At 74.1% G+C, this 23422-nt stretch carries 21 protein-coding genes; 16 read left to right on the top strand and 5 right to left on the bottom strand.

Annotated features, from left to right (window positions below; translation table 11 throughout):
- Positions 1-148: 148 nt before the first annotated feature.
- Entirely contained in the window at positions 149-796 is a 648-nt protein-coding gene (locus ACFRAR_RS27820) for a TetR family transcriptional regulator (protein WP_224284690.1), read from the bottom strand.
- A gap of 361 nt (positions 797-1157) precedes the next feature.
- Between ACFRAR_RS27820 and ACFRAR_RS27815 the strand changes: the two genes are divergently transcribed.
- Positions 1158-3554 (top strand): PQQ-binding-like beta-propeller repeat protein, encoded by a 2397-nt coding sequence (locus ACFRAR_RS27815; protein WP_380700988.1) that lies wholly within the window; start codon positions 1158-1160, stop codon positions 3552-3554.
- Positions 3555-3618: 64 nt separating this feature from the next.
- Here ACFRAR_RS27815 and galE read toward each other — a convergent pair whose 3' ends face one another.
- A complete protein-coding gene (galE, locus tag ACFRAR_RS27810; RefSeq protein ID WP_380700986.1) occupies positions 3619-4605 on the bottom strand; it encodes a UDP-glucose 4-epimerase GalE in 987 nt (328 codons plus the stop codon).
- A gap of 244 nt (positions 4606-4849) precedes the next feature.
- Between galE and ACFRAR_RS27805 the strand changes: the two genes are divergently transcribed.
- Positions 4850-5938 carry a S1C family serine protease gene (locus ACFRAR_RS27805; protein WP_380700996.1) on the top strand — a complete coding sequence of 363 codons (1089 nt, stop codon included), beginning with the start codon at positions 4850-4852 and terminating at the stop codon, positions 5936-5938.
- A gap of 133 nt (positions 5939-6071) precedes the next feature.
- Here ACFRAR_RS27805 and ACFRAR_RS27800 read toward each other — a convergent pair whose 3' ends face one another.
- The gene (locus ACFRAR_RS27800; RefSeq protein ID WP_380700984.1) at positions 6072-7292 is read right to left on the bottom strand and encodes a sensor histidine kinase; all 1221 of its coding nucleotides are present in this window, start codon (positions 7290-7292) and stop codon (positions 6072-6074) included.
- 289 nt (positions 7293-7581) lie between these two features.
- On the opposite strand from ACFRAR_RS27800, the gene ACFRAR_RS27795 reads away from it, so the two are divergent.
- From ACFRAR_RS27795 to ACFRAR_RS27735, 13 genes are all read left to right on the top strand, one after another.
- Complete coding sequence (locus ACFRAR_RS27795; RefSeq protein WP_380700982.1) at positions 7582-7998, top strand: NADH-quinone oxidoreductase subunit A; 417 nt, start codon at positions 7582-7584, stop codon at positions 7996-7998.
- On the top strand, positions 7989-8624 hold the full coding sequence (locus ACFRAR_RS27790) for an NADH-quinone oxidoreductase subunit B (RefSeq protein WP_380700980.1): 636 nt from the start codon (positions 7989-7991) through the stop codon (positions 8622-8624). The genes ACFRAR_RS27795 and ACFRAR_RS27790 overlap by 10 nt, the downstream gene beginning before the upstream one ends.
- Positions 8621-9838: an NADH-quinone oxidoreductase subunit C gene (locus ACFRAR_RS27785; protein ID WP_380700978.1), complete on the top strand. Its 1218-nt coding sequence runs from the start codon at positions 8621-8623 to the stop codon at positions 9836-9838. Before ACFRAR_RS27790 ends, ACFRAR_RS27785 begins: the two co-directional genes overlap by 4 nt.
- A gap of 2 nt (positions 9839-9840) precedes the next feature.
- Positions 9841-10794 carry an NADH-quinone oxidoreductase subunit NuoH gene (gene nuoH, locus ACFRAR_RS27780; RefSeq protein ID WP_380700994.1) on the top strand — a complete coding sequence of 318 codons (954 nt, stop codon included), beginning with the start codon at positions 9841-9843 and terminating at the stop codon, positions 10792-10794.
- Positions 10791-11342, top strand: a complete 552-nt coding sequence (locus tag ACFRAR_RS27775; RefSeq protein WP_380700976.1) for a NuoI/complex I 23 kDa subunit family protein — start codon at positions 10791-10793, stop codon at positions 11340-11342. The genes nuoH and ACFRAR_RS27775 overlap by 4 nt, the downstream gene beginning before the upstream one ends.
- Positions 11339-12076 carry an NADH-quinone oxidoreductase subunit J gene (locus ACFRAR_RS27770; RefSeq protein ID WP_380700974.1) on the top strand — a complete coding sequence of 246 codons (738 nt, stop codon included), beginning with the start codon at positions 11339-11341 and terminating at the stop codon, positions 12074-12076. The genes ACFRAR_RS27775 and ACFRAR_RS27770 overlap by 4 nt, the downstream gene beginning before the upstream one ends.
- Entirely contained in the window at positions 12076-12468 is a 393-nt protein-coding gene (nuoK, locus tag ACFRAR_RS27765) for an NADH-quinone oxidoreductase subunit NuoK (RefSeq protein WP_380700972.1), read from the top strand. The genes ACFRAR_RS27770 and nuoK overlap by 1 nt, the downstream gene beginning before the upstream one ends.
- A complete protein-coding gene (locus tag ACFRAR_RS27760; RefSeq protein ID WP_380700970.1) occupies positions 12465-14525 on the top strand; it encodes an NADH-quinone oxidoreductase subunit L in 2061 nt (686 codons plus the stop codon). The genes nuoK and ACFRAR_RS27760 overlap by 4 nt, the downstream gene beginning before the upstream one ends.
- 53 nt (positions 14526-14578) lie before the next feature.
- Positions 14579-16135 (top strand): NuoM family protein, encoded by a 1557-nt coding sequence (locus tag ACFRAR_RS27755; RefSeq protein WP_380700968.1) that lies wholly within the window; start codon positions 14579-14581, stop codon positions 16133-16135.
- A 56-nt stretch (positions 16136-16191) separates the two neighbouring features.
- Entirely contained in the window at positions 16192-17739 is a 1548-nt protein-coding gene (locus ACFRAR_RS27750; RefSeq protein ID WP_380700966.1) for an NADH-quinone oxidoreductase subunit N, read from the top strand.
- A 298-nt stretch (positions 17740-18037) separates the two neighbouring features.
- The gene (gene htpX, locus ACFRAR_RS27745) at positions 18038-18901 is read left to right on the top strand and encodes a zinc metalloprotease HtpX (RefSeq protein WP_380700964.1); all 864 of its coding nucleotides are present in this window, start codon (positions 18038-18040) and stop codon (positions 18899-18901) included.
- Between the two features lie 222 nt (positions 18902-19123).
- Complete coding sequence (locus tag ACFRAR_RS27740; protein WP_380700962.1) at positions 19124-19549, top strand: BlaI/MecI/CopY family transcriptional regulator; 426 nt, start codon at positions 19124-19126, stop codon at positions 19547-19549.
- Positions 19550-19552: 3 nt separating this feature from the next.
- On the top strand, positions 19553-20509 hold the full coding sequence (locus ACFRAR_RS27735; protein WP_380700960.1) for a M48 family metalloprotease: 957 nt from the start codon (positions 19553-19555) through the stop codon (positions 20507-20509).
- Positions 20510-20535: 26 nt separating this feature from the next.
- Here ACFRAR_RS27735 and ACFRAR_RS27730 read toward each other — a convergent pair whose 3' ends face one another.
- Positions 20536-21222, bottom strand: coding sequence for an NAD(P)H-dependent oxidoreductase (locus ACFRAR_RS27730; RefSeq protein WP_380700958.1), 687 nt, complete (start codon positions 21220-21222; stop codon positions 20536-20538).
- Positions 21223-21296: 74 nt separating this feature from the next.
- On the opposite strand from ACFRAR_RS27730, the gene ACFRAR_RS27725 reads away from it, so the two are divergent.
- Positions 21297-22301, top strand: a complete 1005-nt coding sequence (locus ACFRAR_RS27725) for a sigma-70 family RNA polymerase sigma factor (RefSeq protein ID WP_380700956.1) — start codon at positions 21297-21299, stop codon at positions 22299-22301.
- Between the two features lie 45 nt (positions 22302-22346).
- Here ACFRAR_RS27725 and ACFRAR_RS27720 read toward each other — a convergent pair whose 3' ends face one another.
- Positions 22347-23351, bottom strand: coding sequence for an NADP-dependent oxidoreductase (locus tag ACFRAR_RS27720; protein WP_380700954.1), 1005 nt, complete (start codon positions 23349-23351; stop codon positions 22347-22349).
- Between the last annotated feature and the right edge of the window lie 71 nt (positions 23352-23422).

The following is a 23422-nucleotide window of genomic DNA, read 5'->3' as shown; positions in this document are numbered from 1 at the left end:
CCCCGTACGAGGGGGCCCGCCCACCGGCATGTCTGGCGCGCGTACGGCACGTCGGCGGACCTCCCCCGAGGACACGGCCGCCGTCCGTCGTTCCCCGGACAGGAGGCCGGGGCTGCGCGCGGAGCGGATGGTGGGTCGGAGGACGGTCCTACTTGGGCGCCTTCTTGCCGGTGACGCCCAGGTACACCAGGGGGGCGAGGTTGGGCTTGAGGTCCTTGACCTTGACGCCCCAGGAGGTGAAGGCCTTCTGGTGCTCGGCCGCCGATGCCAGCAGCGAGACCAGGGCCCCGGCCACGGCGTTCGGGTCGAGCGACTTGTCGGCCTGACCCTTCGCCTGGAGTTCCTTGACGGCCTCGGCGAGCGGTTTGGCGACCGCGTTGAGGACCGTCATGCGGATCTTGAAGAACCGCTTGTCCCCTTCGGCGGCACCGAGCGTGACCACCCGGAGAATGGCGTCGTTCTTGCGCCAGAAGGCGAGGAATCCGTCGACCAGTTCTTCCGAAGTGGTCGGTCCGGACTTCCCTGCCCAGGACTTTCCGGCCACCAGCTCTTTGAGCTGGTCGGCGTCCTTGGCCATTTCCTCGGCGATTTCGAGGACAGCGCCCTCGACATCCGGGAAGTACTGGTAGAAGGTCGCGGGGGAGGTACCCGCCATACGGGCGACGTCGATGACCTTGACGTCCCGATAGGGCGACGTGCTGAGCATCTCGCGGAGGCAATCGAGCAGCTTCTGCCGCGTCTCCTGTCCGCGTCGCCCGGCGACGCGACCGTCGACGGTGCGAACTTGTCCTGTCATGCCGTCAGCTTACCGTGGCACGATCTTGGCGCGATTCGGTGATGCGACTATTACTCCGCACGGGGGGTTGGTTTAGCGGCATGAACCGCTTCGGACGGATATTCACCGGGCTTCGATGCCCCTCTTGAAGCCCCCCCGTGTGCCTTTGATCTCACAGCGTGACGGCGAGTCCGCTGAGGGGTGGTCGGGTAACGCAGCGTGACGACGGCCGGATGGGGCCGAGCCGTCCGGAACCAGCCGTTCTCCCGGCGCGGACGGCGGCGGCGGTCGGAGGGGGGAGGTTGGATATGCGCGGGACCGCATTGGAGAATCGGGTCCGGCACCACGCGGCGGGTGCGGACAACGGGGAGGTGGCAGCGGAGTGGACCAGCTGACGGCGCACGATCCGAGGCGGATCGGGCCCTTCGAGGTGCTGGGGCGGCTCGGCGCGGGTGGGATGGGGCTGGTCTACCTGGCGCGGTCCGCGGCGGGTCGGCGGGTGGCCATCAAGACCGTGCGGGGTGAGCTGGCCGAGGACGAGCTGTTCCGGGTCCGCTTCGCCCGGGAGATCGCGGCGGCCAAGACGGTCGGCGGCTTCTACACGGCGGCCGTGGTGGACGCGGACGCCGACGCCCGGGTGCCCTGGCTGGCCACCGCGTACATCCCGGCCCCCTCGCTGGAGGACCTGGTCGAGGACTGCGGCCCGCTGCCGGTGGAGGCCACCCGCTGGCTGGTCGCCGGCATCGCGGAGGCCCTCCAGTCCATCCACGCGGCCGGGCTGATCCACCGCGACCTGAAGCCCTCCAACGTCCTGGTGGTCGAGGACGGCCCGAAGGTGATCGACTTCGGCATCGCGGCCGGCGTGTCGAGCACCCGGCTCACCATGACCAACGTCGCGGTCGGCACCCCGGCGTACATGTCCCCCGAGCAGGCCCGCGACAGCCGAAACGTCCGCGGCGCCAGCGACGTCTTCTCGCTCGGCTCGCTGATGGTCTTCTGCGCCACCGGGCACCCGCCCTACCGGGGCTCCAACCCGGTCGAGACGGTGTTCCAGCTGCTGCGCGAGGAGCCGGACCTGACCGGCATGCCGCCCGAGCTGATGGACCTGGTCCGGGCCTGCATGCAGCAGGCGCCCGAGCACCGGCCCACCCCGGCGCAGATCCAGGCCGAGCTGGCCCCGCACCTGTTCTCCCGCGACGACGCCACCGGCGAGGCCGGGGACTGGCTGCCGGCCAACGCGCTGGAGCTGATCGAGCGCAAGCGCGGCCGCCGGCCGGTCGCCGCGCCTGCCCGCCCGGCCCAGCCGCCGCAGCCGCCCCCGGTGCCGCCCGCGCACGTCCCCGCGACGGGACACCCGCAGGCGCCGCCCGCGCACGTCCCGTCCCAGCACTTCGGGACGGCCGACCCGCGCACCGACCCGGGGCGGCACGCGCAGCCGCCGGCCGGGCCGGTGCACAGCGTGCCGCGTCCGGGCCCGGCCTCGGACCCCGAGATCCCGACCGCGAAGATCGCCTCCCCGAACAAGCACCGGGCGCCGACCGGCGGCGCCGTCGAGGTGCGGCTGTCCGGCGCCTCGGTGCGGATAGGCCCCGGGCCCCGGGCCGAGTACGAGCAGCCCGGCCCGGACACCGCCCCGGCCACCACCGACTGGGTCCGCCGGGCCCCCACCCCGCCGCCCGCTCCGGTGGCCCGCTGGCGCCCCTGGCGGTTCCGGATGTCCAACGACGTCTGGGGCACCCCGGTCGTCGCCGACGGCACGCTCTTCGTCTCCAGCTTCGAGGTGCACGCGCTGGACATCGCCTCCGGCGAGCGCCGCTACAAGACCCGGGACGTCGCCTGGGCGCTCGCGGTGGACGCCGGCCGGGCGCACGCCGCGGACGGCCCGCACCTGTACACCGTGGACGCCGCGGACGGCACCGAGCGCTGGCGCACCTCGCTGGACGGCTGGGTCTACTCGCTCTCCGCCGCCGACGGGGTGCTCTGCTGCGGGATCCGCGGCGGCGGCGTCCAGCTCCGCTCGGCCGCCAACGGCGCCGAGCTGTGGCGCGCCGACGACGCCCAGCAGGACTACGAGAACCCCCAGTCCGGCCCGGTCCTGGAGGGCGGCGCCGCCTACTACTACGGCGCCGGGCGGCTGCGCTGCGTGGACCCGCGCGGCGCGGGCCTGCGCTGGTCCTTCCCGGTCGGCGAGGACGTGCCCTCGCACCCGGTCGAGCGCGGCGGCGTGCTGTACGTGTCGGCCGGCACCAGGGTGTACGCGCTGGACGCGGCCAGCGGGGCGGAGCGCTGGCGCTTCGACGCCCCGGTGGTGCTGTTCACCCCGCCCGCGCTGGACGCGGACGCGGTCTACGTGGCCGACTACCTGGGCACGGTCTACGCGCTGGACGCGGCCACCGGCCTGGACCGCTGGCGCGGGGTCACCGGACGCCGCCAGGGCGCCGACCCGGTGGTGGTCTCGGACGGCATGGTGCTGGTCGGCAACGGCGAGGTGCTGTACGCGTTCGAGGCGGCCACCGGCCGGGAGCGCTGGCGCTACACCGCCCGCGGCGAGATCGTCGGCTCCCCGGCGGTGGCCGACGGCCTGGTGCACCTGGGCAGCCGGGACCACTCGCTGCACACCCTCGACCTGGCGAGCGGTCAGCTGCGCTGGGAGCTGGGCACCAAGGGCGAGCTCACCGGCTCGCCGGTGGCGGTCGGCGGCCGGGTCTTCGTCGGCTCCAAGGACCGCTGCGTGTACGCGCTGGACGCCTTCTACGGAACGGCGGTGCCCGCCCGCTGAGCCGCGGGGCGGACACCGCCGTGGCGACCGGCCGGGGCCTCGGGGCCCGGCCGGCCGCGTCCGGTCAGGCCTTGCGGGCCCCGGGGTGGCGGCCGCACCAGCCCTCCCACGCGGAGGAGACCATCTCCGTCACGTCGTGACGGGCGGTCCAGCCCAGCTCGCGGTGGATCAGGTCGGCGGAGGCCACCACCCGGGCCGGGTCGCCGGGGCGGCGCGGGGTCACCTCGGCGGCGGTGTCGTAGCCGGTGACCTTGCCGATCACCTCCAGCATCTCCTTGACGCTGACGCCCTCGCCGCGGCCGATGTTCAGCACCAGGGAGGTCGCGCCGACCGGGTCGGCGGCCATCCGCTTGGCGGCCGCCACGTGGGCCGAGGCGATGTCGGAGACGTGGATGAAGTCGCGCACGCAGGTGCCGTCCGCGGTCTCGTAGTCGTCGCCGAAGATCCGCGGGGCCTGGCCGGCGGTGAGCCGCTCGAAGACCATCGGGATCAGGTTGAACACCCCGGCGTCGGAGAGCTCGGGGGAGGCGGCGCCGGCCACGTTGAAGTAGCGCAGGGCCACGGTGGACATGCCGTGGGCCTTGCCCGCCGCGGCGACCAGCCACTCGCCGGCCAGCTTGGTCTCGCCGTACGGGCTCATCGGGGCGCAGGGCGTGGACTCGGTGACCAGGTCGACGTCCGGCATGCCGTAGACCGCGGCGGAGGAGGAGAGGAGGAAGCGCTTCACCCCGCCCTCGGCGGCGGCCTCCAGGACGGTCTGGAGGCCGATCATGTTCTCGCGGTAGTACAGGAACGGCTGCTCGACCGACTCGCCGACCTGCTTCTTGGCGGCGAAGTGCAGGATGCCCTCGACGCCGTGCTCGCGGATCGCGGCGTCCAGGGCGGCGCGGTCCAGGGTGGAGCCCTCGATCAGGGGGACGCCGGCGGGCAGCCGGGAGGCGTCCCCGGTGCTGAGGTCGTCCAGGACGGCGACGCGCTCCCCGGCGTCGAGCAGCTGTCGGACGACGTGTCCGCCGATGTATCCGGCACCGCCGGTGATCAACCAAGTCATGTGCCGATCCTAGGGCCCGCCCCGTGTTCGGATCCGGGCGGCTTTCTCCGGGCGAGCCGAACAGGCAATTCGGACAAAGTGGTGAAAAGCTGACAAAGATTTCCGTGCTCTCACACCCGCGCCCCAGGCGTGGTGACGAATCGGAGGCAGCCAGGTGAGCCGTCACAAGGAACACGCCCGCCCCCTGCCGGGCGGGCCGCGGCCGACCGGGCCGAGGAGGACGGCGGCCGGGCGGCTGTCGGCGGTGGTCGCGCTCGCGGCGGCCGCCGCGCTGGCGCTGGCCGGCTGCAGCAGCGGCTCGCCCACCTCGTCCTCGGCCGCCGAAACCGGATCGCCCACCGCCTCCGGATCCGCGCAGACCCCCTCGGCGCCCGGCCCGTCGAACGGCGCGACCCAGCTGCAGGACGCCTACCAGACGGTGATCGCCAACGTGCTGCCCTCCGTGGTGCAGATCACCACCGGCAGCAGCCTCGGCTCCGGGATCGTCTACGACGACAAGGGCGACATCGTCACCAACGCCCACGTGATCGGCTCGGCGACCAGCTTCACCGTGACCCTCGCCAACAGCACCACGACGCTGGACGCCGGCCTGGTCGGCAGCTACCCCGACTCCGACCTCGCGGTGATCCGGCTGAACAACCCGCCGAGCGGCCTCAGGCCGGCCGCCTTCGGCGATTCGGGCAAGGTCCAGCTCGGCCAGATCACCCTGGCCATGGGCAGTCCGCTCGGGCTCTCCAGCAGCGTCACCCAGGGCATCGTGTCGGCGACCGGCCGGACCGTCTCCGAGCCCCAGGGCCCCGGCTCGCCGGGTGCCACCATCGGCAACATGGTGCAGACCTCGGCGGCGATCAACCCGGGCAACAGCGGCGGCGCGCTGGTGAACCTGGACAGCAAGGTGATCGGCATCAACACGCTCGCCGCGACCGAACCGCAGTCCAACGGCGCCTCCGCCCCCGGCATCGGCTTCGCCATCCCGGCGACCACCATCACCAACATCGCCGACCAGCTGATCAAGCAGGGCAAGGTCACCAACTCCGGCCGGGCCGCGCTCGGCATCACCGCCCGGACCGGCTTCAACCAGCAGTTCCAGCCGGCCGGCGCGGTCGTCGTGGCGGTCACCCCGGGCGGAGCGGCCGCCTCGGCGGGCCTCCAGGCGGGCGACGTCATCACCAGGATCGGTGACACCCCGGTCGACTCGCTGAACGCGCTCACCACCGCGCTCGCCTCGCTCACCCCGGGCACCAAGGTCACCGTCACCTACACCCGGGACGGCGGCAGCAAGACCGCCGACGTCACCCTGGGCGAGCTGCAAGGAGCCCAGAGCTCGCCCTGAGCCCCGGTACGGGGACGCCGGGCCGCACGCCGCGCAAGGGTTTCGGCGGACCGGGTGCCGTACCGGAACCGGCGCCGGGCCCCGTCCTCACCCGACGGGGTCCCGGCGCCCTGCCGTGCCGTGAGGGGGCGGGTCAGCGGCGGGCGGTGCGGGTGCGCCAGGGCAGCTCGACGGTGACGGTGGTCGGGCCGCCGTCGGGGCTGTCCACCAGGAAGACCCCGTCCACCGCGCGGATGCGCTCGGCCAGCCCGGCCAGCCCGCTGCCCGGGTAGGGGGCCGCGCCGCCCTTGCCGTCGTCCTGGACCAGCAGCATCAGCTGGGCGTCCGAGCGCCACACCTCGACCGAGGCGGAGCGGGCGCCGGCGTGCTTGGAGACGTTGGTCAGCAGCTCGCTGACGGTGAAGTACGCGATGCCCTCGACCGCCGAGTCCGGGCGCTCGGGCTGTCCGTCCGGGCCGGACAGGTCGACGTTCACCCGGACGCCGCCGGGGACGGTGCAGCGGGCGGCGACCGAGGAGAGCGCGGCGTCCAGGCCGCGGTCGGTGAGCACCGCCGGGTGGATGCCGCGGGCCAGGTCGCGCAGCTCCTGGAGGGCCAGCTTCACCTCGCCGTGCGCGTTGTCGACCATCTTCGTGGCGACGGCGATGTCGTCCTCGGTCTCCACCTCGCGCAGCCGCTCCTTGGCCATGCCGAGGTCCATCGCCAGCGCGACCAGCCGGGCCTGGGCGCCGTCGTGCAGGTCGCGCTCGATCCGGCGCAGGTCGGCGGCGGCGGTGTCGACCACGGTGCCGCGGTCGTCCTCCAGCTCGCGCACCCGCTCGGCCAGGGCGCCGGGGAAGAGCAGCGACTCGACCAGCATGCGGTCGACGGCGGCGAGCCCGCGGACCACCCAGGGCAGCACCGGCCAGAGCACGACCACCGAGACCAGGGTCAGCGTGAAGCTCAGGATGCCCCAGGGCAGCATCAGCACGTTGTAGAGCGCCGAGCGCCAGTTCAGCAGGTCGGTGAGCTGGGCGATGGTGTAGCCGACCACCCCCGGTCGGCGGGGCTTCACCGGCTCCGGCTCGTCGATCCCGGAGCCGTACGCCGACCGCGCCCGCTGCCGGCCCAGCGCGCCCAGGGCGCGCGAGACGGTCAGCCCGCCGGCCAGCAGCGGAAGGCCGATCACGGTGATCGACAGCCCCAGGCCGACCGTGAGCGTGGTGACGGCGAGGACGAAGCCGGAGATGCCGAGCGGCAGGTTGAGCAGCAGCCGGCCCACCTGGTGCCACATCCTGCGGCCGTACAGCGGCGGGCGTTCCATCCGGGCGTCCTGCTCCTTGATGGCGTCCACGGCCTGGTGCAGCGGCTTCATGCGGATCTACCGTCCCTCGTCGTCGTGCGGCTGGACCAAGCTTCCCGAACGGGGGGCGGTGGGTGCCATGGGGGTGATACATCTTCCGGGCCGGGGGTTATCCCCACCCCCGTCCCGGTCGTTCGGGGTCCACCCGGGACGTCCACCGGCCGTCTTGCGGATCGGGCAGGGGTCGAGTGGAGCGGATCGGTCCCCTTAGACTCACGCATTGGCCATGGTTAGGACCATGAGAGCAAACGTCGTAGAACTGTCCTGAGGGCGGGTTCACGGCCGAGGTGGAGGCGAAGGCATGGAGGGGCAGCACGCGGCTGCCGTCGCGGCCGACCCGGCGGTCGGCGGCGGCTACTTCGACGCGTACGCCGCGATGGGCCTGCTGGCCGTCGTCGGGGTGCTCTTCGTCGCCGTGGCGTTCACCGCCAACCGGCTGCTGCGACCGGTGGTCTACTCGCCCGAGAAACTCCTCGCCTACGAATGCGGCGTGGACCCGGTGGGCGAGGACTGGGCGCACACCCAGATCCGCTACTACGTGTACGCCTTCCTGTACGTGATCTTCGCGGTGGACGCGATCTACCTGTTCCCGTGGGCGACCGTCTTCGCCTCCGCCGGGTACGGCGCCGGAACGCTGGTCGAGATGTTCCTGTTCATCGGCTTCCTCGCGGTCGGGCTGCTGTACGCCTGGAAGAAGGGCGTTCTGGAATGGACGTGACGCACTCCCACTCGCACGGCGCGCAGGACGGCCCGGTGCCGCTCGGCCTGCCGGACCCCGCGCGCCCCGGCGCCGTCGAGCGCCGCGGCATCGGGCCGCTGGCCCGGCTCGCGCCGGACCCGGTCAAGGTGGTGCTCAACTGGGGCCGCCGCTACAGCCTCTGGTGCTTCAACTTCGGGCTGGCCTGCTGCGCGATCGAGTTCATCGCCGCCTCCATGGCCAAGCACGACTTCATCCGGATGGGTGTCATCCCGTTCGCGCCCGGGCCCCGGCAGGCCGATCTGATGATCGTTTCGGGGACGGTCACCGACAAGATGGCGCCCGCCGTCAAGCGCCTCTACGAGCAGATGCCCGAGCCGAAGTACGTCATCTCCTTCGGCGCCTGCTCCAACTCCGGCGGGCCGTACTGGGACTCGTACTCGGTCACCAAGGGCGTGGACCAGATCATCCCGGTGGACGTCTACGTGCCCGGCTGCCCGCCGCGGCCGGAGGCGCTGCTCCAGGGCATCCTCAAGCTCCAGGAGAAGATCGCCGCCGAGTCCCTGCCGGGCCGCTACACCGCGCCCGCGGCCGCGCTGCGGCGCCCGCTGGTGGCCGGACCGTCCGGTGACGGGGGAACGTCATGAGCGAGTACAGCGAGCGAACTGTCGAGCGGCTCACGGCCGAGCAGTGCGCGGCGTCGGTCGGGGAGTGGGCGACCGGCGCCGAGGCGTACGGGCTGATCACCGTCGACGTCCCCGCCGAGCACTGGATCCAGGCGCTCACCAACGCCCGGGACGTCCTGGGCCTGGGCTTCTTCGACTGGCTGAGCGCCGTCGACGAGCTCGCCGAGGGCTTCTCCGTCGTCGCGCACCTCGCCGCCGTCGAGGCACCGGGGGTGCGCCACCTCGCGCTGCGCACCCGGCTGCCGCGCGACGGGGCGGCGCTGCCGACCGCCGTCGCGGTGTACGCGGGTGCCGCCTGGCACGAGCGCGAGACCCACGAGATGTTCGGCATCGACTTCCCCGGGCACCCCCACCTGGTCACCCTGCTGCTGCCGGACGGCTTCGAGGGGCACCCGCTGCGCAAGGAGTTCGTCCTCGCGGCCCGGGTCGCCAAGGACTGGCCGGGCGCCAAGGAGCCGGGCGAGTCGGACCACGGCGGCGGGCCGGCCCGGCGCAAGATGCAGCCGGCCGGTGTGCCGGACCCGAACGAGTGGGGGCCGCTCAAGGGCACCCTGCCGCCGGTCGCCGAGCGGCCGGCGCGCGGTGCGCGGGCGGCCGGCGCGGCGCGCACGCCCCGGGCCGCTGCCGCCGGCGCCGCTCCGGCCGCCTCCGCCGCTCCGGTGGCCGAGGGTGCTCCGGCGGCCGAGGGTGCTCCGGCGGTGCGGGCGGACCGGCCGCGGCGGACCCGGTCGGTGTCGGAGGGATCGGCGAGCCAGGCTGCCGCCGAGGCTCCCGCGACACCTGCGGCTCCCGAGGCTCCCGACGCTTCCACCGCTCCCGAGGCCCCTGCGGCTTCCGCGACGCCCGCCGCCGCTCCGGCGGCCGAGGGTGCTCCGGCGGTGCGGGCGGACCGGCCGCGGCGGACCCGATCGGTGTCCGACGGGTCGGTCAGCCAGACGGCCCAGGAGCCGGCGGCTCCCGCGGTACGGCCGCGGTCCTCCGACGCGCCCTGGCACAACCCGGTGCCCGCCCACGACGAGCAGAAGCCGTCGGGAGAGAAGCCGGGAGAGGAACCGGGAGAGAAGCCGGGCGGGAAGCCCGCTGAGCCGGCCGAGCAGGTCGAGCCCGTCGAGCCCGTCGAGCAGCAGGACGACACCTCGGCCGCGGCGGCCGACCAGGACGGAGACGGTACGTGAACCTGCTCGACACGCTGCTGCGCTGCGTCGCCACCCTCGTCGTCTTCCTGGTCTTCCCGCTGGTCATCGGCCAGACCGAGCACAAGGTCATGGCGCACATGCAGGGCCGGCTCGGCCCGATGTACGCGGGTGGCTTCCACGGCTGGGCGCAGCTCGTCGCGGACGGCGTGAAGTTCGCCCAGAAGGAGGACATCGTCCCGGCCGGGGCGGACCGCCGGATCTTCCAGCTGGCGCCCGCCGTCTCGCTGCTGCCGTACCTCTTCGTGCTGCTGGCGATCCCGGTCGGCCCGGACGGCTTCGTCGGCCAGGCGATCGACGCCGGGCTGTTCTTCGTGCTGGCCGTGATGGGCGTCGGCGTGATCGGCAAGCTGATGGCCGGCTGGGCCTCGGCGAACAAGTTCTCGCTGCTCGGCGGCCTGCGCACGGCCGCGCAGCTGATGTCGTACGAGCTGCCGATGGTGCTGGCGGCGGCCTCGGTGGCGATGGCCGCCGGGACGCTGTCGCTGCCCGGGATCGTGGACGCCTGGGAGTGGTACTGGCTGCCCTGGCAGATCATCGGGGCCTTCGTCTTCTTCACGGCCGGCCTGGCCGAGCTCCAGCGCCCGCCGTTCGACATGCCGATCGCCGACTCGGAGATCATCTTCGGCGCGTACACCGAGTACACCGGGCTGCGCTTCGCGTTCTTCCTGCTCTCCGAGTACGTCGGAATCCTGGTGGTGTCCGCGCTGACCGCGGTGCTCTTCCTGGGCGGCTGGCACGGACCGATGTCCGACCAGCTCGGCTGGCTCTGGATGATCCTCAAGACCTTCGCGCTGGCCTTCGTGGTCATCTGGCTGCGGGTCACCTACCCGCGTCTGCGCGAGGACCAGCTGATGCGCTTCGCGTGGGCGGGGCTGATCCCGCTCGCGCTGGTCCAGCTGGCCCTCACCGGCATCATCAAGGTGGCGATCTCATGAGTTTTCCCGGTGCGGGCCTGGCCAAGGGGCTGGCCGTGACGCTGCGGACGATGACGAGGAAGAGCGTCACCGCGCAGTACCCCGACGTGCAGCCGGTGCTGCCGCCGCGCTCCCGCGGCGTCATCGCGCTGCTGGAGGAGAACTGCACGGTGTGCATGCTCTGCGCGCGCGAGTGCCCGGACTGGTGCATCTACATCGACTCCCACAAGGAGACGCTGCCGGCCGCCGAGCCGAACGCCCGGGCCCGCACCCGCAACGTGCTGGACCGGTTCGCCATCGACTTCTCGCTCTGCATGTACTGCGGGATCTGCATCGAGGTCTGCCCCTTCGACGCGCTGTTCTGGTCGCCGGAGTTCGAGTACGCGGAGACCGACATCCACGAGCTGACCCACGAGCGGGAGAAGCTCCGCGAGTGGATGTGGACCGTCCCCGCGCCGCCGGCGCTGGACCCGGCGGCCGAGGAACCCAAGGAGATCGCCACCGCGCGCAAGGCGGCGGACAAGCTGGCGGCCGCGGCCGCCACCGAGAAGAAGGGCGACGACGCGTGAGTGGTGCCGCCACGCTTCTCGCGGCGACCGGGTCCCTGGACCCGGCCGCCCGTTCTTTCCTGTCCCCGACCGGGCAGGAGATCGTCTTCCTGCTGGTCGGCATAGCGGTGCTCGGCTCGGCGGTGGTCTCCGTGACCACCAGGCAGCTGGTGCACGCCGCGCTCTGGCTGGTGGTCGCGCTCGGCGGGCTGGCGGTGGAGTTCCTACTGCTCACGGCCGAGTTCATCGCCTGGGTGCAGGTGCTGATCTACCTCGGCTCGGTGGTCGTCCTGGTGCTGTTCGGGCTGATGCTCACCAAGGCGCCGATCGGGCGCTCGCCGGACGCCGACTCCAAGAACCGCTGGGTGGCCCTGGTGGTGGCGCTGGCCTCGGCCGGGACGCTGGTCACGCTGGTGGTCGACGCCTTCCGGACCTCCTGGATCGACCTCGGCCAGGGCGGCGGCTCGACCGCGGTCACCGGGGCCAGCCTGTTCCGGCACTGGGTGCTGCCCTTCGAGGCGCTGTCCGTGCTGCTGCTGGCGGCGCTGGTCGGCGCGATCGTGCTGTCCCGCGGGTCGGGGCGGCGGGTGCCGGCGCCCCGGGCGGGCAAGCTGCGCGCGGGTCGGCCGGTCGGCTCGAACGGGACCGTCGCCGCGTCCGCGCCGGAGCCGTCCGCGCCGGAGCCGTCCGCGCCGGAGCCGTCCGCGTCCGAGCCGGCTCCGTCGGCTGCCGAGCCCGTGACGGAGGAGAGCTGATGCACCTCGCCTACCCCGCCGTCCTCGCCGCGTTGCTGTTCAGCGTCGGTGTGTACGGCGTGCTCGCCCGGCGCAACGCCGTCCTGGTGCTGATGTCCGTCGAGCTGATGCTCAACGCCGTCAACCTCAACCTGGTCGCCTTCGACGCGTGGCTGCGCGACTCGCTGCACGCCGGGCAGGCGCTCACCCTGTTCACCATCACCGTCGCCGCCGCCGAGGTCGGGCTGGGGCTCGCCATCGTCCTGCTGCTGTTCCGGGCCCGGGGCACCGCGGACATCGACCGGGCCACCGCGCTCGGCGACCCGGCCGAGGCGCTCGCCGTCGAGGAGCCGCCGGTCGGGGCCGGGACCGCGACCGGTGCCGAGGCACTGAAGGGCCAGGCCACCGCATGAACCTCGCCCTGCCCGCACTCGTCCCGGCGCTGCCCGCGCTCGGCGCCGCCGCGACCCTGGCCGTCGGCAAGAAGTCGCCCGGGCTGGCCCGGCCGCTGGCGATCGTCCCGGTCGCCGTCTCGGCGGTGCTCGCCCTGGTGGTCGCCCTCCAGCTCGGCACCGGCCGGACCCTGGACGCCGCCACCCGGCTCACCCCGACCGGCGGCCCGGACATCGCGCTCGCCCTCCACCTGGACGGCTTCGGCTCGCTGATCTCCGTGCTCGTCGGCCTGGTCGCCACCTGCGTCCAGGTCTACTCGACCGCGTACCTCCGCAAGGACCCGCGCTACCCCTCGTACGCGGCCCTGGTCTCGCTGTTCACCGCGGCGATGTTCCTGGTGGTCTACTCGGGCGACCTGATCGTGCTGCTGGTCGGCTGGGAGGTCATGGGCCTGTGCTCGTACTTCCTGATCGGCCACCACTGGGAGACCGAGGACGCCCGTTCGGCCTCGCTGAAGGCGTTCCTGGTCACCAAGCTCGGTGACGTGCCGTTCCTGTTCGGGATCTTCCTGCTCGGCGCGGACGCCGGCAGCTTCCGCATCCCGGACGTGCTGGCCGCCGCGACCGAGGGCCGGCTCGGGCACCCGACGCTGACCGCGCTGCTGCTGCTCGCCGGTGTGGCGGGCAAGAGCGCGCAGTTCCCGCTGCACACCTGGCTCCCGGACGCGATGGCCGGCCCGACGCCGGTCTCCGCGCTGATCCACGCCGCCACCATGGTCGCGGCCGGCATCTACCTGGTCGCCCGGCTGATGCCGGTGTTCCTGCTGTCGGGCGCGGCGCTGGTCGTGCTCGCGGTGATGGCCGCCGTGACGATGATCGGCTCTGCGCTCTGCGCGCTCGCCCAGGACGACCTCAAGCGGGTGCTCGCCTACTCCACCGTCGGCCAGCTCGGCTACATGGCCGGGGCGCTGGCCAGCGGGGACCGCGAGGCGTCCGTCTTCCACCTGGTCAGCCACGGCGCGTTCAAGGCGCTGCTGTTCCTGGCCGCCGGTGTGGTGATCCACGCCGCGCACACCAACTCGATCTCCGCGATGTCCCGCATCCCGGGGCTGCGCAAGCGGGTGCCGGACGCCTACTGGACGACGGGCATCGCGCTGGTCGCCCTGGTCGGGCTGCCGCCGTTCTCCGGCTTCTTCAGCAAGGAGGCGGTGCTGACCGCCGCCGAGCACGCCGCCAACGGCGAGGCGCTGACCAACGGGCTCGGCCCGTCCTCGGCGGTGCCGCAGGCGGCCGGGTGGATCGTGCTGATCTCCGCCGGGCTCACCGCGCTGCTCACCGCCGCGTACGCGACCCGGCTGTTCCTGGTGGCGTTCCACAGCCCGGCCGGTGCCGCCGCGGCCGTACCGGCGGCGCCCGCCGCCGAGCGGTCCGCGGCCGCGGCCGTGGCCGACCACGAGGCCGGCGCGCCGTACTCGCCCGAGCCCGACGAGGCCGACCCGGCCAGCGCCGAGCCGCCCGCGATGCGCTGGCCGCTCTGGGTGCTGGCCGTGCCGACCATGGGCTTCGGTATCGTCGGCCTGCGCTCGGACTGGCTGCCCGCGCTGCTGGACGGCGGCACGCTGCGGCCCTCCGCCGTCACCGCCGTCACCGCGACCGGGCTCGCCGTGGTCGGCGTCATCGCCGCGTACGGCGCCTGGCGCTCGGCGACCGCCCGGCTGGACACCGGCCGGCCGGCCGGAGGCTGGGGGAGGGTGCCCGGGCAGGGCGGAGCCCCGGTCGCCGAGGTGATCGTCGCCGACCCCGGGCGCACCCTGCTCGGCCCGCTGTTCGAGCCGGCCCGGCACGGCTTCGGCGTCGACCGGCTGTACCACGCGCTGTTCGTCCGCCCGGTCGTCGCCGCCGCCGGACTGGTCCGCTTCCTCGACCGCGAGGTCGTCGAGACCTACGTGCGCGGCAGCGGCGTGGGCGCCAACCTGCTCGGCCGGGCCGTCCGGCTCGCGCAGACCGGGAACGCGCAGACCTACCTCAGCGCCCTGCTGGCCGCGGTCGTCCTGCTGGCCGTCCTGGTGGCGGTGTAACCGGTGCCGCTGCTCTCCACCTCCGCCCCGTCGACCGCTGCTGGGAGCCCCCGATGAACGCAGTCCTCATCGCCCTCCTGGCGCTGCCGCTGCTCGGCGCCGCACTCACCCTGGCTCCGGTCCTCGGACCGGACCGGGCCGTGGCCGACCGGCGGGCCCTGCGGCTGAACACCGTCGTCACCGGCGCGGTGTTCCTGCTCACCGTCGCCCTCGCGGCCGGCTTCGACCACGACGAGCCCGCCCGGATGCAGGCCACCACCGACCTGTCCTGGATCCCGGCCCTGCACGTGCGCTTCCACCTCGGGGTGGACGGCGTCTCGCTGCCGCTGATCGTGCTGACCGCACTGCTCACCTTCCTCTGCGCGCTGTACTCGGAGAAGCGGCTGCCGGCCGGGGAGGACGTCCCGTCCGCGCAGGCGTTCGTCGGGCTGTTCCTGCTGCTCGAAGTCGGCATGCTCGCCACCTTCGCGGTGCTGGACCTCCTGCTCTTCTTCCTGGCCTTCGAGATCGTGCTGATCCCGATGTACTTCCTGATCGCCCGCTGGGGGAGCGGCGCCAAGGCGCCGGCCGCCAACCGGTTCATCCTCTACACGCTGCTCGGCTCGGCCGTGATGCTGCTCGGCTTCCTGCTGATCGGCAGCGAGGCCGGCACCTTCGACATGCAGGCCCTGGCCACCGCGCACGGCAGCGGCCTCAGCCACACCACCCAGGTGATCGCCGCGCTGGCGATCCTGGTCGGCCTCGCGGTCAAGGCCCCCGCCTGGCCGCTGCACAGCTGGCTCCCCGACGCCCACACCGCCGCCCCGACGGTGGGCTCGGTGCTGCTCGCCGGCGTGCTGCTGAAGATGGGCACGTACGGTCTGGTCCGCGTCCTCCTCCCGGTCGTGCCGGACGGTGCCACCACGCTGGCCCCCTACCTGGGTGCCTTCGCGGCCGTCGGCATCGTCTACGGCTCACTGGCCTGCCTGGCGTTGTCGCGCCCTGGCGCCAAGGGCGACCTCAAGCGCTTGATCGCCTACTCCTCCGTCGGCCACATGGGCTTCGTGCTGCTCGGCATCGCCTCCCTCACCCCGGTGGGCGTCAACGGCGCGCTGTTCGCCAACATCGCCCACGGTCTGATCACCGGTCTGCTGTTCTTCGTCGTCGGCGCGCTCAAGGACCGCTACGGCACGGCCGACCTCGACACCCTCGCCGGGGCCACCGGCGCCGCCCTGTACGGCCGGGCCCCGCGGCTCGGTGTGCTGCTCGCCTTCGCCGCCGTCGCCAGCCTCGGCCTGCCCGGCCTGGCCGGCTTCTGGGGCGAGCTGCTCGCCATGTTCGGCGCGTTCGACCCGGCCGACGGCCTGTCGCGCCCCGCGTTCGTCACCTACATGGTCCTGGCCGGTCTCGGTACCCTCCTCACCGCCGCGTACCTCCTGATCGTGGTCAGGCGCGTCTGCATGGGCGACCCCGAGCAGCCCGCACCGGTGGCCGAGCTCGCCGACCTGCGCCCGTACGAGGCCGTCAGCTGGACGCCGCTGGCCGCGCTCACCCTGCTCACCGGCCTCTGGCCCGCGCTGCTGCTCGGCCTCTCCGACCCCGCCGTCAAGCACCTCCTCGGGGGTGGCTGACCGTGCTCGCAGCCCAGACCGCCGCACTCGGACCTCACTCCACGGGGCAGCACACTGTGACCTCCCTCGCCGTAGCCAACCCGGGCAGCCTGATCCAGTCCGTGGACTGGGTGGCGATCGCGCCCCCGCTGATCGCCGCCGTGGCCGCCCTCGCCGTGCTGCTCACGGACCTGTTCCTGCCCGAGCGGCACAAGAAGTGGCTCGGCCGCCTCACCGCGGCCGGACTCGCCCTCGCCCTCATCGCACTCCTCCCCCTCACCGACGGATCACCCCGAGCGACCTTCTGTGTGCAGAACGTAGCAGGGGGGTCTGACAGCGGCGGCTGCTCGTACGTCGCCGACCACTTCGCCCTGGTGTTCCAGCTGCTCGCCCTCGGCGGCGCGCTGATCGCGGCGCTGCTGTCGGCGCACACCGTGGAGGACGACGGGCTGCCGCGCGGCGAGTACTGGTTCCTGCTGCTCTCCAGCGCCACCGGCGCCGCGCTGCTGCCCGCCTCCCGCGACCTCGCCACCATGGTGATCGCCCTGGAGGTCGCCTCGCTGCCCGCCTTCGCCCTGGTCGCGCTGCGCCGGGACGGCCGGGGCGCGGAGGCCGCGTTCAAGTTCTTCGTCTCCTCGGTGACCGCGACCGCCGTGATGCTGCTCGGCGTCGGCTTCGTCTACGCGGCGAGCGGCAGCCTGCACCTCGGCGCCGTCGCCCAGGGCCTGGAGCAGGCCCCCGCGCAGCTCAAGGCGCTGGGCGAGGCCGGAGCGGTGCTGACCCTGGTCGGCTTCGCCTTCAAGGTCGCCGCCGTCCCGTTCCACTTCTGGGTGCCCGACACCTACACCGGCGCGCCGCTGCCGGTGGCCGGCTACCTCTCGGTGGTCGGGAAGGCGGCCGGTCTGTCCGGGCTCGCGCTCGCCACCACCGTCGCCTTCCGCCCGTACGCCGGCACCTGGGGGCCGGTGCTCGCCGTCCTGGCTGCCGTCACCATGACCGCCGGCAACGTCGGCGCGCTGCGGCAGCGCTTCGACACCCGGTACAGCGCGGTGCGGCTGCTCGCCTGGTCCTCGGTCGGCCAGGCCGGGTACCTGCTGGTGCCGCTCGCGGCGGCCGGCTACGCGCCGACCGGCGTGGACGAGCTCGGGGCCACCGCCGCGTACGCGCTGATCTACGGGGTGGTGAACCTCGGCGCCTTCGGTGCGGTCGCCGCCGTCGGCCGCCGGCCCGGGACCAGCGTGGACGACTTCCGCGGCCTGTTCGCCCGCAACCGCTGGACGGCGCTGGCGCTCGCCTTCTTCCTGCTCTGCCTGGCCGGGCTGCCGCCGGGCGTGGTCGGTCTGTTCGGCAAGGTCGTGGTGTTCCGCGCGGCGGTCGACGCCGGGCTGGGCTGGCTGGCCGTGGTGATGGCCGTCAACGTGGTCGTCGCCCTCTCCTACTACCTGCTGTGGACGGCGCGGCTGTTCACCCCGGTGGCGCAGGACGCGCCCGCCGCAGCGGCGGTCGCCGGCCGTCGACTGCCGCTGAGCCTCACCGTGACGCTCGGGCTCACCGCCTCGGCGGCGGTGGTCCTCTCGGTGGCGCCGCAGCTGGTCCTCCAGGTCGCGGGCGGTTCGCTGTTCTGAGCCGGTGCCGCACCGCTTCCCGGGCCGCGCCGGGGTGCGGCCCGGCGGCACCGGGAGATCGTTGAGAGGTCGCCGGGACGGCACCGGGAGATCGTTGAGAGGTCGCCGGGACGGCACCGGGAGATCGTTGAGAGGTCGGCGGGGCGGCAGGGGGGCGGCAGGGGGACGGCACCGGAGCGGTGTCACGTCGGTCACCGTGTCGGGTCACAAGGGAACAAGGCCCTCGGCCCCACCCGTTGACCGGGCAAGAGGGACGAGGCAGAAAGGGCTTCCCCACCGCACCATTGGAGGGCCTGACGTGCACAGCCGGCACAACGGACTGAGGACCGCCGTCCTGCTCGGAGGCCTCTCGGCGCTGATCCTGGTGATCGGCAGCCTCTTCGGACGCACCGGCTTCGTGATCGCCCTGCTGGTGGCCCTCGGCACCAACGCCTACGCCTACTGGAACAGCGACAAGCTCGCGCTGCGGGCGATGCGGGCCCGGCCGGTCAGCGAGTTCGAGGCCCCGGGGCTGTACCGGATCGTCCGCGAGCTCTCCACCTCGGCCCGCCAGCCGATGCCCCGCCTCTACATCTCCCCGACCCCGGCCCCGAACGCCTTCGCCACCGGCCGCAACCCGCGCAACGCCGCCGTCTGCTGCACCGAGGGCATCCTGCGGATCCTCGACGAGCGCGAGCTGCGGGGCGTGCTCGGGCACGAGCTGAGCCACGTCTACAACCGGGACATCCTGATCTCCTCGGTGGCCGGGGCGCTCGCCTCGGTGGTGATGTTCCTGGTGAACTTCGCCTGGCTGGTGCCGTTCGGGCGCAGCGACGACGACGACGGCCCGGGGCTGTTCGGGATGCTCGCCATCATGATCCTCGGCCCGCTGGCGGCCGGGCTGATCCAGATGGCGGTCAGCCGCTCCCGCGAGTACCAGGCCGACGCCGACGGTGCCCGGATCACCGGGGACCCGCTCGCCCTCGCGAGCGCCCTGCGCAAGCTCGACGCCGGTACCCGGCAGCTGCCCCTCCCGCCGGAGCCCCAGCTCCAGACGGCGAGCCACATGATGATCGCCAGCCCCTTCCGCCCCGGCGAGGCCGGCGCCCGGCTCTTCTCCACCCACCCGCCGATGGCCGAGCGCATCGCCCGCCTGGAGCGGATGGCGGGCTACGGGCGGTAGCGCGCCCGCGCCGCCGACGGGGGCCACGGACGGGGACCGCCCGGCGGGGGCCCTGACGGGAGCCGCCGACGGGAGCCGTCAGCGGGGCCCTGACGGGAGCCGCCGGGAGAGCGCCGTACGCCCCGGACCCTCGCGCCGACCGGGTTCGGGGCGGCCCCTTGCTCGTTAGGATGAGTCCCGCGTCCGGCGGTCCGGGCGCGGCATCCGGAGGGAGTGGCCGTCATGGCAGACGAGAGGCACGTCCCGACGGCCGGGTACGCGCCGGCCCGACGACGTGGCCAGGGCGAGCTGGAGGCGCAGGTGCTCGCGGTGCTCCAGCGGGCGCCCGGCCCGGTCGCCGCCGGATGGGTCCAGGAGCGCCTGGAGGGCGACCTGGCCTACACCACGGTGATGACCATCCTGTCCCGGCTGCACGCCAAGAACGCCGTCACCCGGACCCGCTCCGGACGCTCCTACCTGTGGCAGGCGTCCTCGGACGCCGCCGGGCTGGCCGCCCTGCGGATGCGCCGGATGCTCGACGGGGAGGCGGACCGGGACGCCGTCCTGGCCAGTTTCGTCAGCGCGCTGCTGCCGCACGACGAGGAGCTGCTCAGGGCGCTGCTGGACGCCGCGTCCGCCGATCCGGCAGTGCCCGACCGTGAGAGCTGACCCGTGGGCTTCTTCGTCTTCCTCCCGCTCGTCCTGCCGCTCACCGCGGTCCCGATCGCGCGCCTGACCGAGCAGCACCTGCATCCGCGCGGCGCGACCCGGCTGATGACCGTGATCAGCGCCGTGATGGCGGTGTGCAGCGTGCTGTGCCTCGCGCTGATCGGCGTGGTGGGCACCGCGCAGATCCCCGGCAACCCGCTGCCGGACAGCTGGTCCGACCCGGAGGTGCGGGCCGCGCTGCCGTACCACGAGACGGTCGGCACGGCCGCGATGTGGCTGCTGGCCCTGGTGAGCTTCACCTGCACCCGGACGGTCGTCCGGCACCTGCGGGTGCGGGGCCGGGCCCGCCGGGCCCTGGCCGGGCTGCCCGCCGGGCCGGGCGGGTCCACCGACCTCGCGGTGCTGCCGGACCACAGCCCGTACGCCTACGCGCTGCCCGGCTCGCCCGGCCGGGTGGTGGTCTCCACCGGGATGCTGGCCGGCCTGGCCGCCGACGAACGCGAGGCGCTGCTCGCGCACGAGCGGGCGCACCTGCGCCACCGGCACCACCGGTACCTGCTGGCCACCCAGCTGGCCGCCTGCGTCAATCCGTTCCTGCGGCCGTTGCAGTCCGCGGTGGCGTACAGCGCGGAGCGGTGGGCGGACGAGGACTCGGCACAGGCCGTGGGGGACCGCCGGATCACCGCGCGGGCGGTGGCCCGGGCGGCCCTGGTCTCGCACGCCGTCCCGACGCCGGGCTTCGCGGCCTTCGCCACCCCGGCCGCCGCGGCCGGCCCGGTGCCGCGCCGGGTCGCCGCGCTGCTCGGCCCGGTGCCGACCTCCCGCAACTGGCCGCCGGCCAAGACCCCGGCGGGCCTGGCGGCGATGGTCGCGGCGATCGGAACGGCGGTGTCGGCGCTGTGCGCGCTCAACGCCGTCGTGGCCCTGTTGGTGCTGCTGAAGGCCGTCACTCCCCTCTGAGACCGCCAGGCCCCGTCCGGCAGGACCTAACGGCGGCTCAGCTCGTCGACGGCGGCCTCGGCGGCCGCCAGCGATTCGGCGGCGAGCGGCTGGAGGCCGTTCAGCGCCGGGATGTCCGCGGCCCGGGTGAGTTCGGCGGTGACGACGCGAAGCCGGTCCGCCGACACCCCGATCTTCTCGAAGTACGCCCGCAGGTACGGGACCTGGAAGTCGCAGTGCTCGCGCGGCGTGCCCGGCCCGTAGCCGCCGCCGCGGACCGCGACGACCACCACCCGGGTGTCGCGCAGCAGCGGCTCGCCGCTGTCCGGGTCCTGGTAGACGCCCGGGAAGGAGACCCGGTCGATCCACGCCTTCAGGCCGGCCGAGACGGTGAAGTTGTACATCGGGCTGCCGATCAGCAGGGTGTCGGCGGCCCGCAGCTCCTCGATCAGCGGGCGGCTGAGCGCCCATTCGCGCGCCTCGTCCGGCTCCTCGGCGAGACGGTCGATGTCGTCCAGCGCGAGCACTCCCTTGCGCTCGGTGCGGCGGCCGAGGGCGTCGTAGGCGGCGCGCACCGGCGGCACCGGGTCGGCGGCCAGGTCGTGGTGCCGGTACCGGGCGGCGGCGCCGTGCCGGGCGAGCCAGGCCGCGGCGAAGCGGGCGGTCAGGGCGCGGCTGACGGAGCCGGACGGGCTGATGCTGGAGTCCAGGTGGAGCAGAGTGGTGGAGGTCATGGTGGTCTCCTGGTCACCTCGGAGGAGGACGGATCGTCATGGTGGTGACGAGGCGGGCCGGGGAAAGGTGACCGATGGACCGGAACGGGGTGCCGGAGGCGGCGGCCGGGCGGGTGGCGGCCGGGGAGAGGACGGCCGGTCGGGCTGCGGCCGGGCGGGTGGCGGCCGGGTGGGTGGCCGCCGGGGAAACGACGGCCGGGAGGGCGGCGAGCGAGGCGGCAGCGGCGGCGCGCTTCGAGGCGGAGCGCGGACGGCTGCGGGCGATCGCCCAGCGGATGCTCGGCTCGACCGGCGAGGCCGAGGACGCCGTGCAGGAGGCCTGGCTGCGGCTGGTCCGCACCGACGAGGCGGAGATCGACAACCTGCCCGGCTGGCTGACCACGGTGGTCTCCCGGATCTGCCTGGACCTGCTGCGGGCCCGCGCCGCGCGCCGCGAGGAGCCGACCGGCGAGGCACTGCCGGATCCGTCGGGCGGCGGCCCGGAGCCGGAGCGGGAGGCGCTGCTGATCGAGTCGGTGGGCCGGGCGCTGCTCGTGGTGCTGGACCGGCTGGGCCCGGCCGAGCGGGTCGCCTTCGTGCTGCACGACGGCTTCGCGGTGCCCTTCGACCGGATCGCGCCGATCGTCGGGCGGACTCCGGCGGCGGCCAAGAAGCTGGCCAGCCGGGCCCGGCAGCGGGTCCGGGGGACGGCCGCGCTGCCGCCGGAGCCGCTGGCCGGGCACCGGCGGGTGGTGGAGGCGTTCCTGGCCGCCGCCCGGGGCGGGGACCTGGCCGCGCTGCTGGCCGTCCTGGCCCCGGACGTGGTGCGCCGGGCCGATCCGGCGGTGCTGGCGCCCGGCCGTGACCTGGTGGCCCGGGGCGCGGAGGTGATCGCCCGGGAGACCACGGTCTTCGGCCGCCGGGCCCGTTACGGCGCGGTGGCCCTGGTGGACGGGGTGCCCGGCATCCTGATCGCCCCGGACGGCCGGCTGCGGCTGGTGCTGCGGATGGCGGTCGGGGACGGCCGGGTGGCCGGGTACGAGGTCATCGCCGACCCGGTCCGGCTGGCCGCGCTCGACCTGGCCGTCCTGCCGGGGTGAGCGGGCCGGCGGCCGGCGGGTGCTCCTGTGGACGTCAGTCGGACGTCAGTCGGCGATCCGGACCAGCATCTTGCCGGTGTTGGCGCCGCGCAGCATGCCGAGGAAGGCGTCCACCACCCGGTCGAAGCCGTCCACGACCGTCTCGTCCGGGACGACGGCGCCCGAGCCCAGGTGCGGGACGAGGAAGTCGTACAGCTCCGGCCGGGCGTCCAGGTGGTCGCGGACCAGGAAGCCCTCCAGCCGCAGGCTCTTGCCGACCACGTCGAACAGGTTGCGCGGGGCCGCCGGCGGGTTCCCGAGCCGGTTGTACTGGGCGACCGCGCCGCACCAGGCGATCCGGCCGCGGTCGCGCAGGGCGCTGATGGCGGCCTCCAGGTGGTCTCCGCCGACGCTGTCCAGGTAGACGTGCAGCCCGTCGGGGGCGGCCTCGCGCAGCCGCTCGGCGATCGGGCCGTCGTGGTAGTCGAAGGCGGCGTCGAAGCCGAGCCGCTCGGTGAGGCGGGCGGCCTTGGCGGCGGAGCCGGTGCTGCCGACGATCCGTCCGGCACCGAGCAGTCGGGCGAGCTGGCCCGCGGCGGTGCCGACCCCGCCGGCCGCCGCCGAGACGAAGAGCGTCTCGCCGGGCTGGAGCCGGGCGATCCTGGTCAGCGCGACCCAGGCGGACAGCCCGGTGCCGCCGAGCACCGACAGGTGGGCGCTGAGCGGGACGCCGTCGAAGGCGGGCAGCGGGCTCGCCCGCTCGGCGGTGACCACCGAGTGGGTGCGCCAGGCCTGGCGGTGCTGGACCAGCGCGCCGACCGGCAGGGCGTCGGCCCGGGACTCCACCACCCGGCCGAGAGTGCGGCCCTCCAGCGGGGCGTGCAGGGCCCAGCCGCCCTCCTCCATCTCCTCGCGCATATACGGGTCGACGGACTGGTAGAGGTTCTCGACGAGGGCCTCGCCCGCCGCGAGCGCCGGGACGGCCTCCTCGACGAAGGCGAAGTTCGCGGTGGTCGGCGCGCCGTCGGGGCGGGAGACCAGGTGGACGGCGCGGGCGGTGGGACGGGACATCGGGGCTGCTCCGGGTGCGCGGCGACGGGACGTGATCACCGTAGGAAGCGGGGGAGCGGCCGGGCAGGGGT

The organism is Kitasatospora sp. NPDC056651 (assembly GCF_042792155.1).
Classification (GTDB): domain Bacteria; phylum Actinomycetota; class Actinomycetes; order Streptomycetales; family Streptomycetaceae; genus Kitasatospora.
The sequence above is the reverse complement of the archived record's forward strand: the minus strand, read 5'-3'. Positions and strand labels throughout refer to the sequence as shown.

What these genes read in the sequence shown, in the direction of transcription:
- ACFRAR_RS27720 (WP_380700954.1), bottom strand. Translation starts at nt 23,351, where the DNA reads ATGTCCCGTCCCACCGCCCGCGCCGTCCACCTGGTCTCCCGCCCCGAC.
- galE (WP_380700986.1), bottom strand. Translation starts at nt 4,605, where the DNA reads ATGACTTGGTTGATCACCGGCGGTGCCGGATACATCGGCGGACACGTC.
- ACFRAR_RS27790 (WP_380700980.1), top strand. Translation starts at nt 7,989, where the DNA reads ATGGACGTGACGCACTCCCACTCGCACGGCGCGCAGGACGGCCCGGTG.
- ACFRAR_RS27775 (WP_380700976.1), top strand. Translation starts at nt 10,791, where the DNA reads ATGAGTTTTCCCGGTGCGGGCCTGGCCAAGGGGCTGGCCGTGACGCTG.
- ACFRAR_RS27785 (WP_380700978.1), top strand. Translation starts at nt 8,621, where the DNA reads ATGAGCGAGTACAGCGAGCGAACTGTCGAGCGGCTCACGGCCGAGCAG.
- ACFRAR_RS27725 (WP_380700956.1), top strand. Translation starts at nt 21,297, where the DNA reads ATGGACCGGAACGGGGTGCCGGAGGCGGCGGCCGGGCGGGTGGCGGCC.
- ACFRAR_RS27740 (WP_380700962.1), top strand. Translation starts at nt 19,124, where the DNA reads ATGGCAGACGAGAGGCACGTCCCGACGGCCGGGTACGCGCCGGCCCGA.
- ACFRAR_RS27820 (WP_224284690.1), bottom strand. Translation starts at nt 796, where the DNA reads ATGACAGGACAAGTTCGCACCGTCGACGGTCGCGTCGCCGGGCGACGC.
- ACFRAR_RS27760 (WP_380700970.1), top strand. Translation starts at nt 12,465, where the DNA reads ATGAACCTCGCCCTGCCCGCACTCGTCCCGGCGCTGCCCGCGCTCGGC.
- ACFRAR_RS27755 (WP_380700968.1), top strand. Translation starts at nt 14,579, where the DNA reads ATGAACGCAGTCCTCATCGCCCTCCTGGCGCTGCCGCTGCTCGGCGCC.
- nuoK (WP_380700972.1), top strand. Translation starts at nt 12,076, where the DNA reads ATGCACCTCGCCTACCCCGCCGTCCTCGCCGCGTTGCTGTTCAGCGTC.
- ACFRAR_RS27795 (WP_380700982.1), top strand. Translation starts at nt 7,582, where the DNA reads ATGGAGGGGCAGCACGCGGCTGCCGTCGCGGCCGACCCGGCGGTCGGC.
- ACFRAR_RS27730 (WP_380700958.1), bottom strand. Translation starts at nt 21,222, where the DNA reads ATGACCTCCACCACTCTGCTCCACCTGGACTCCAGCATCAGCCCGTCC.
- ACFRAR_RS27800 (WP_380700984.1), bottom strand. Translation starts at nt 7,292, where the DNA reads ATGAAGCCGCTGCACCAGGCCGTGGACGCCATCAAGGAGCAGGACGCC.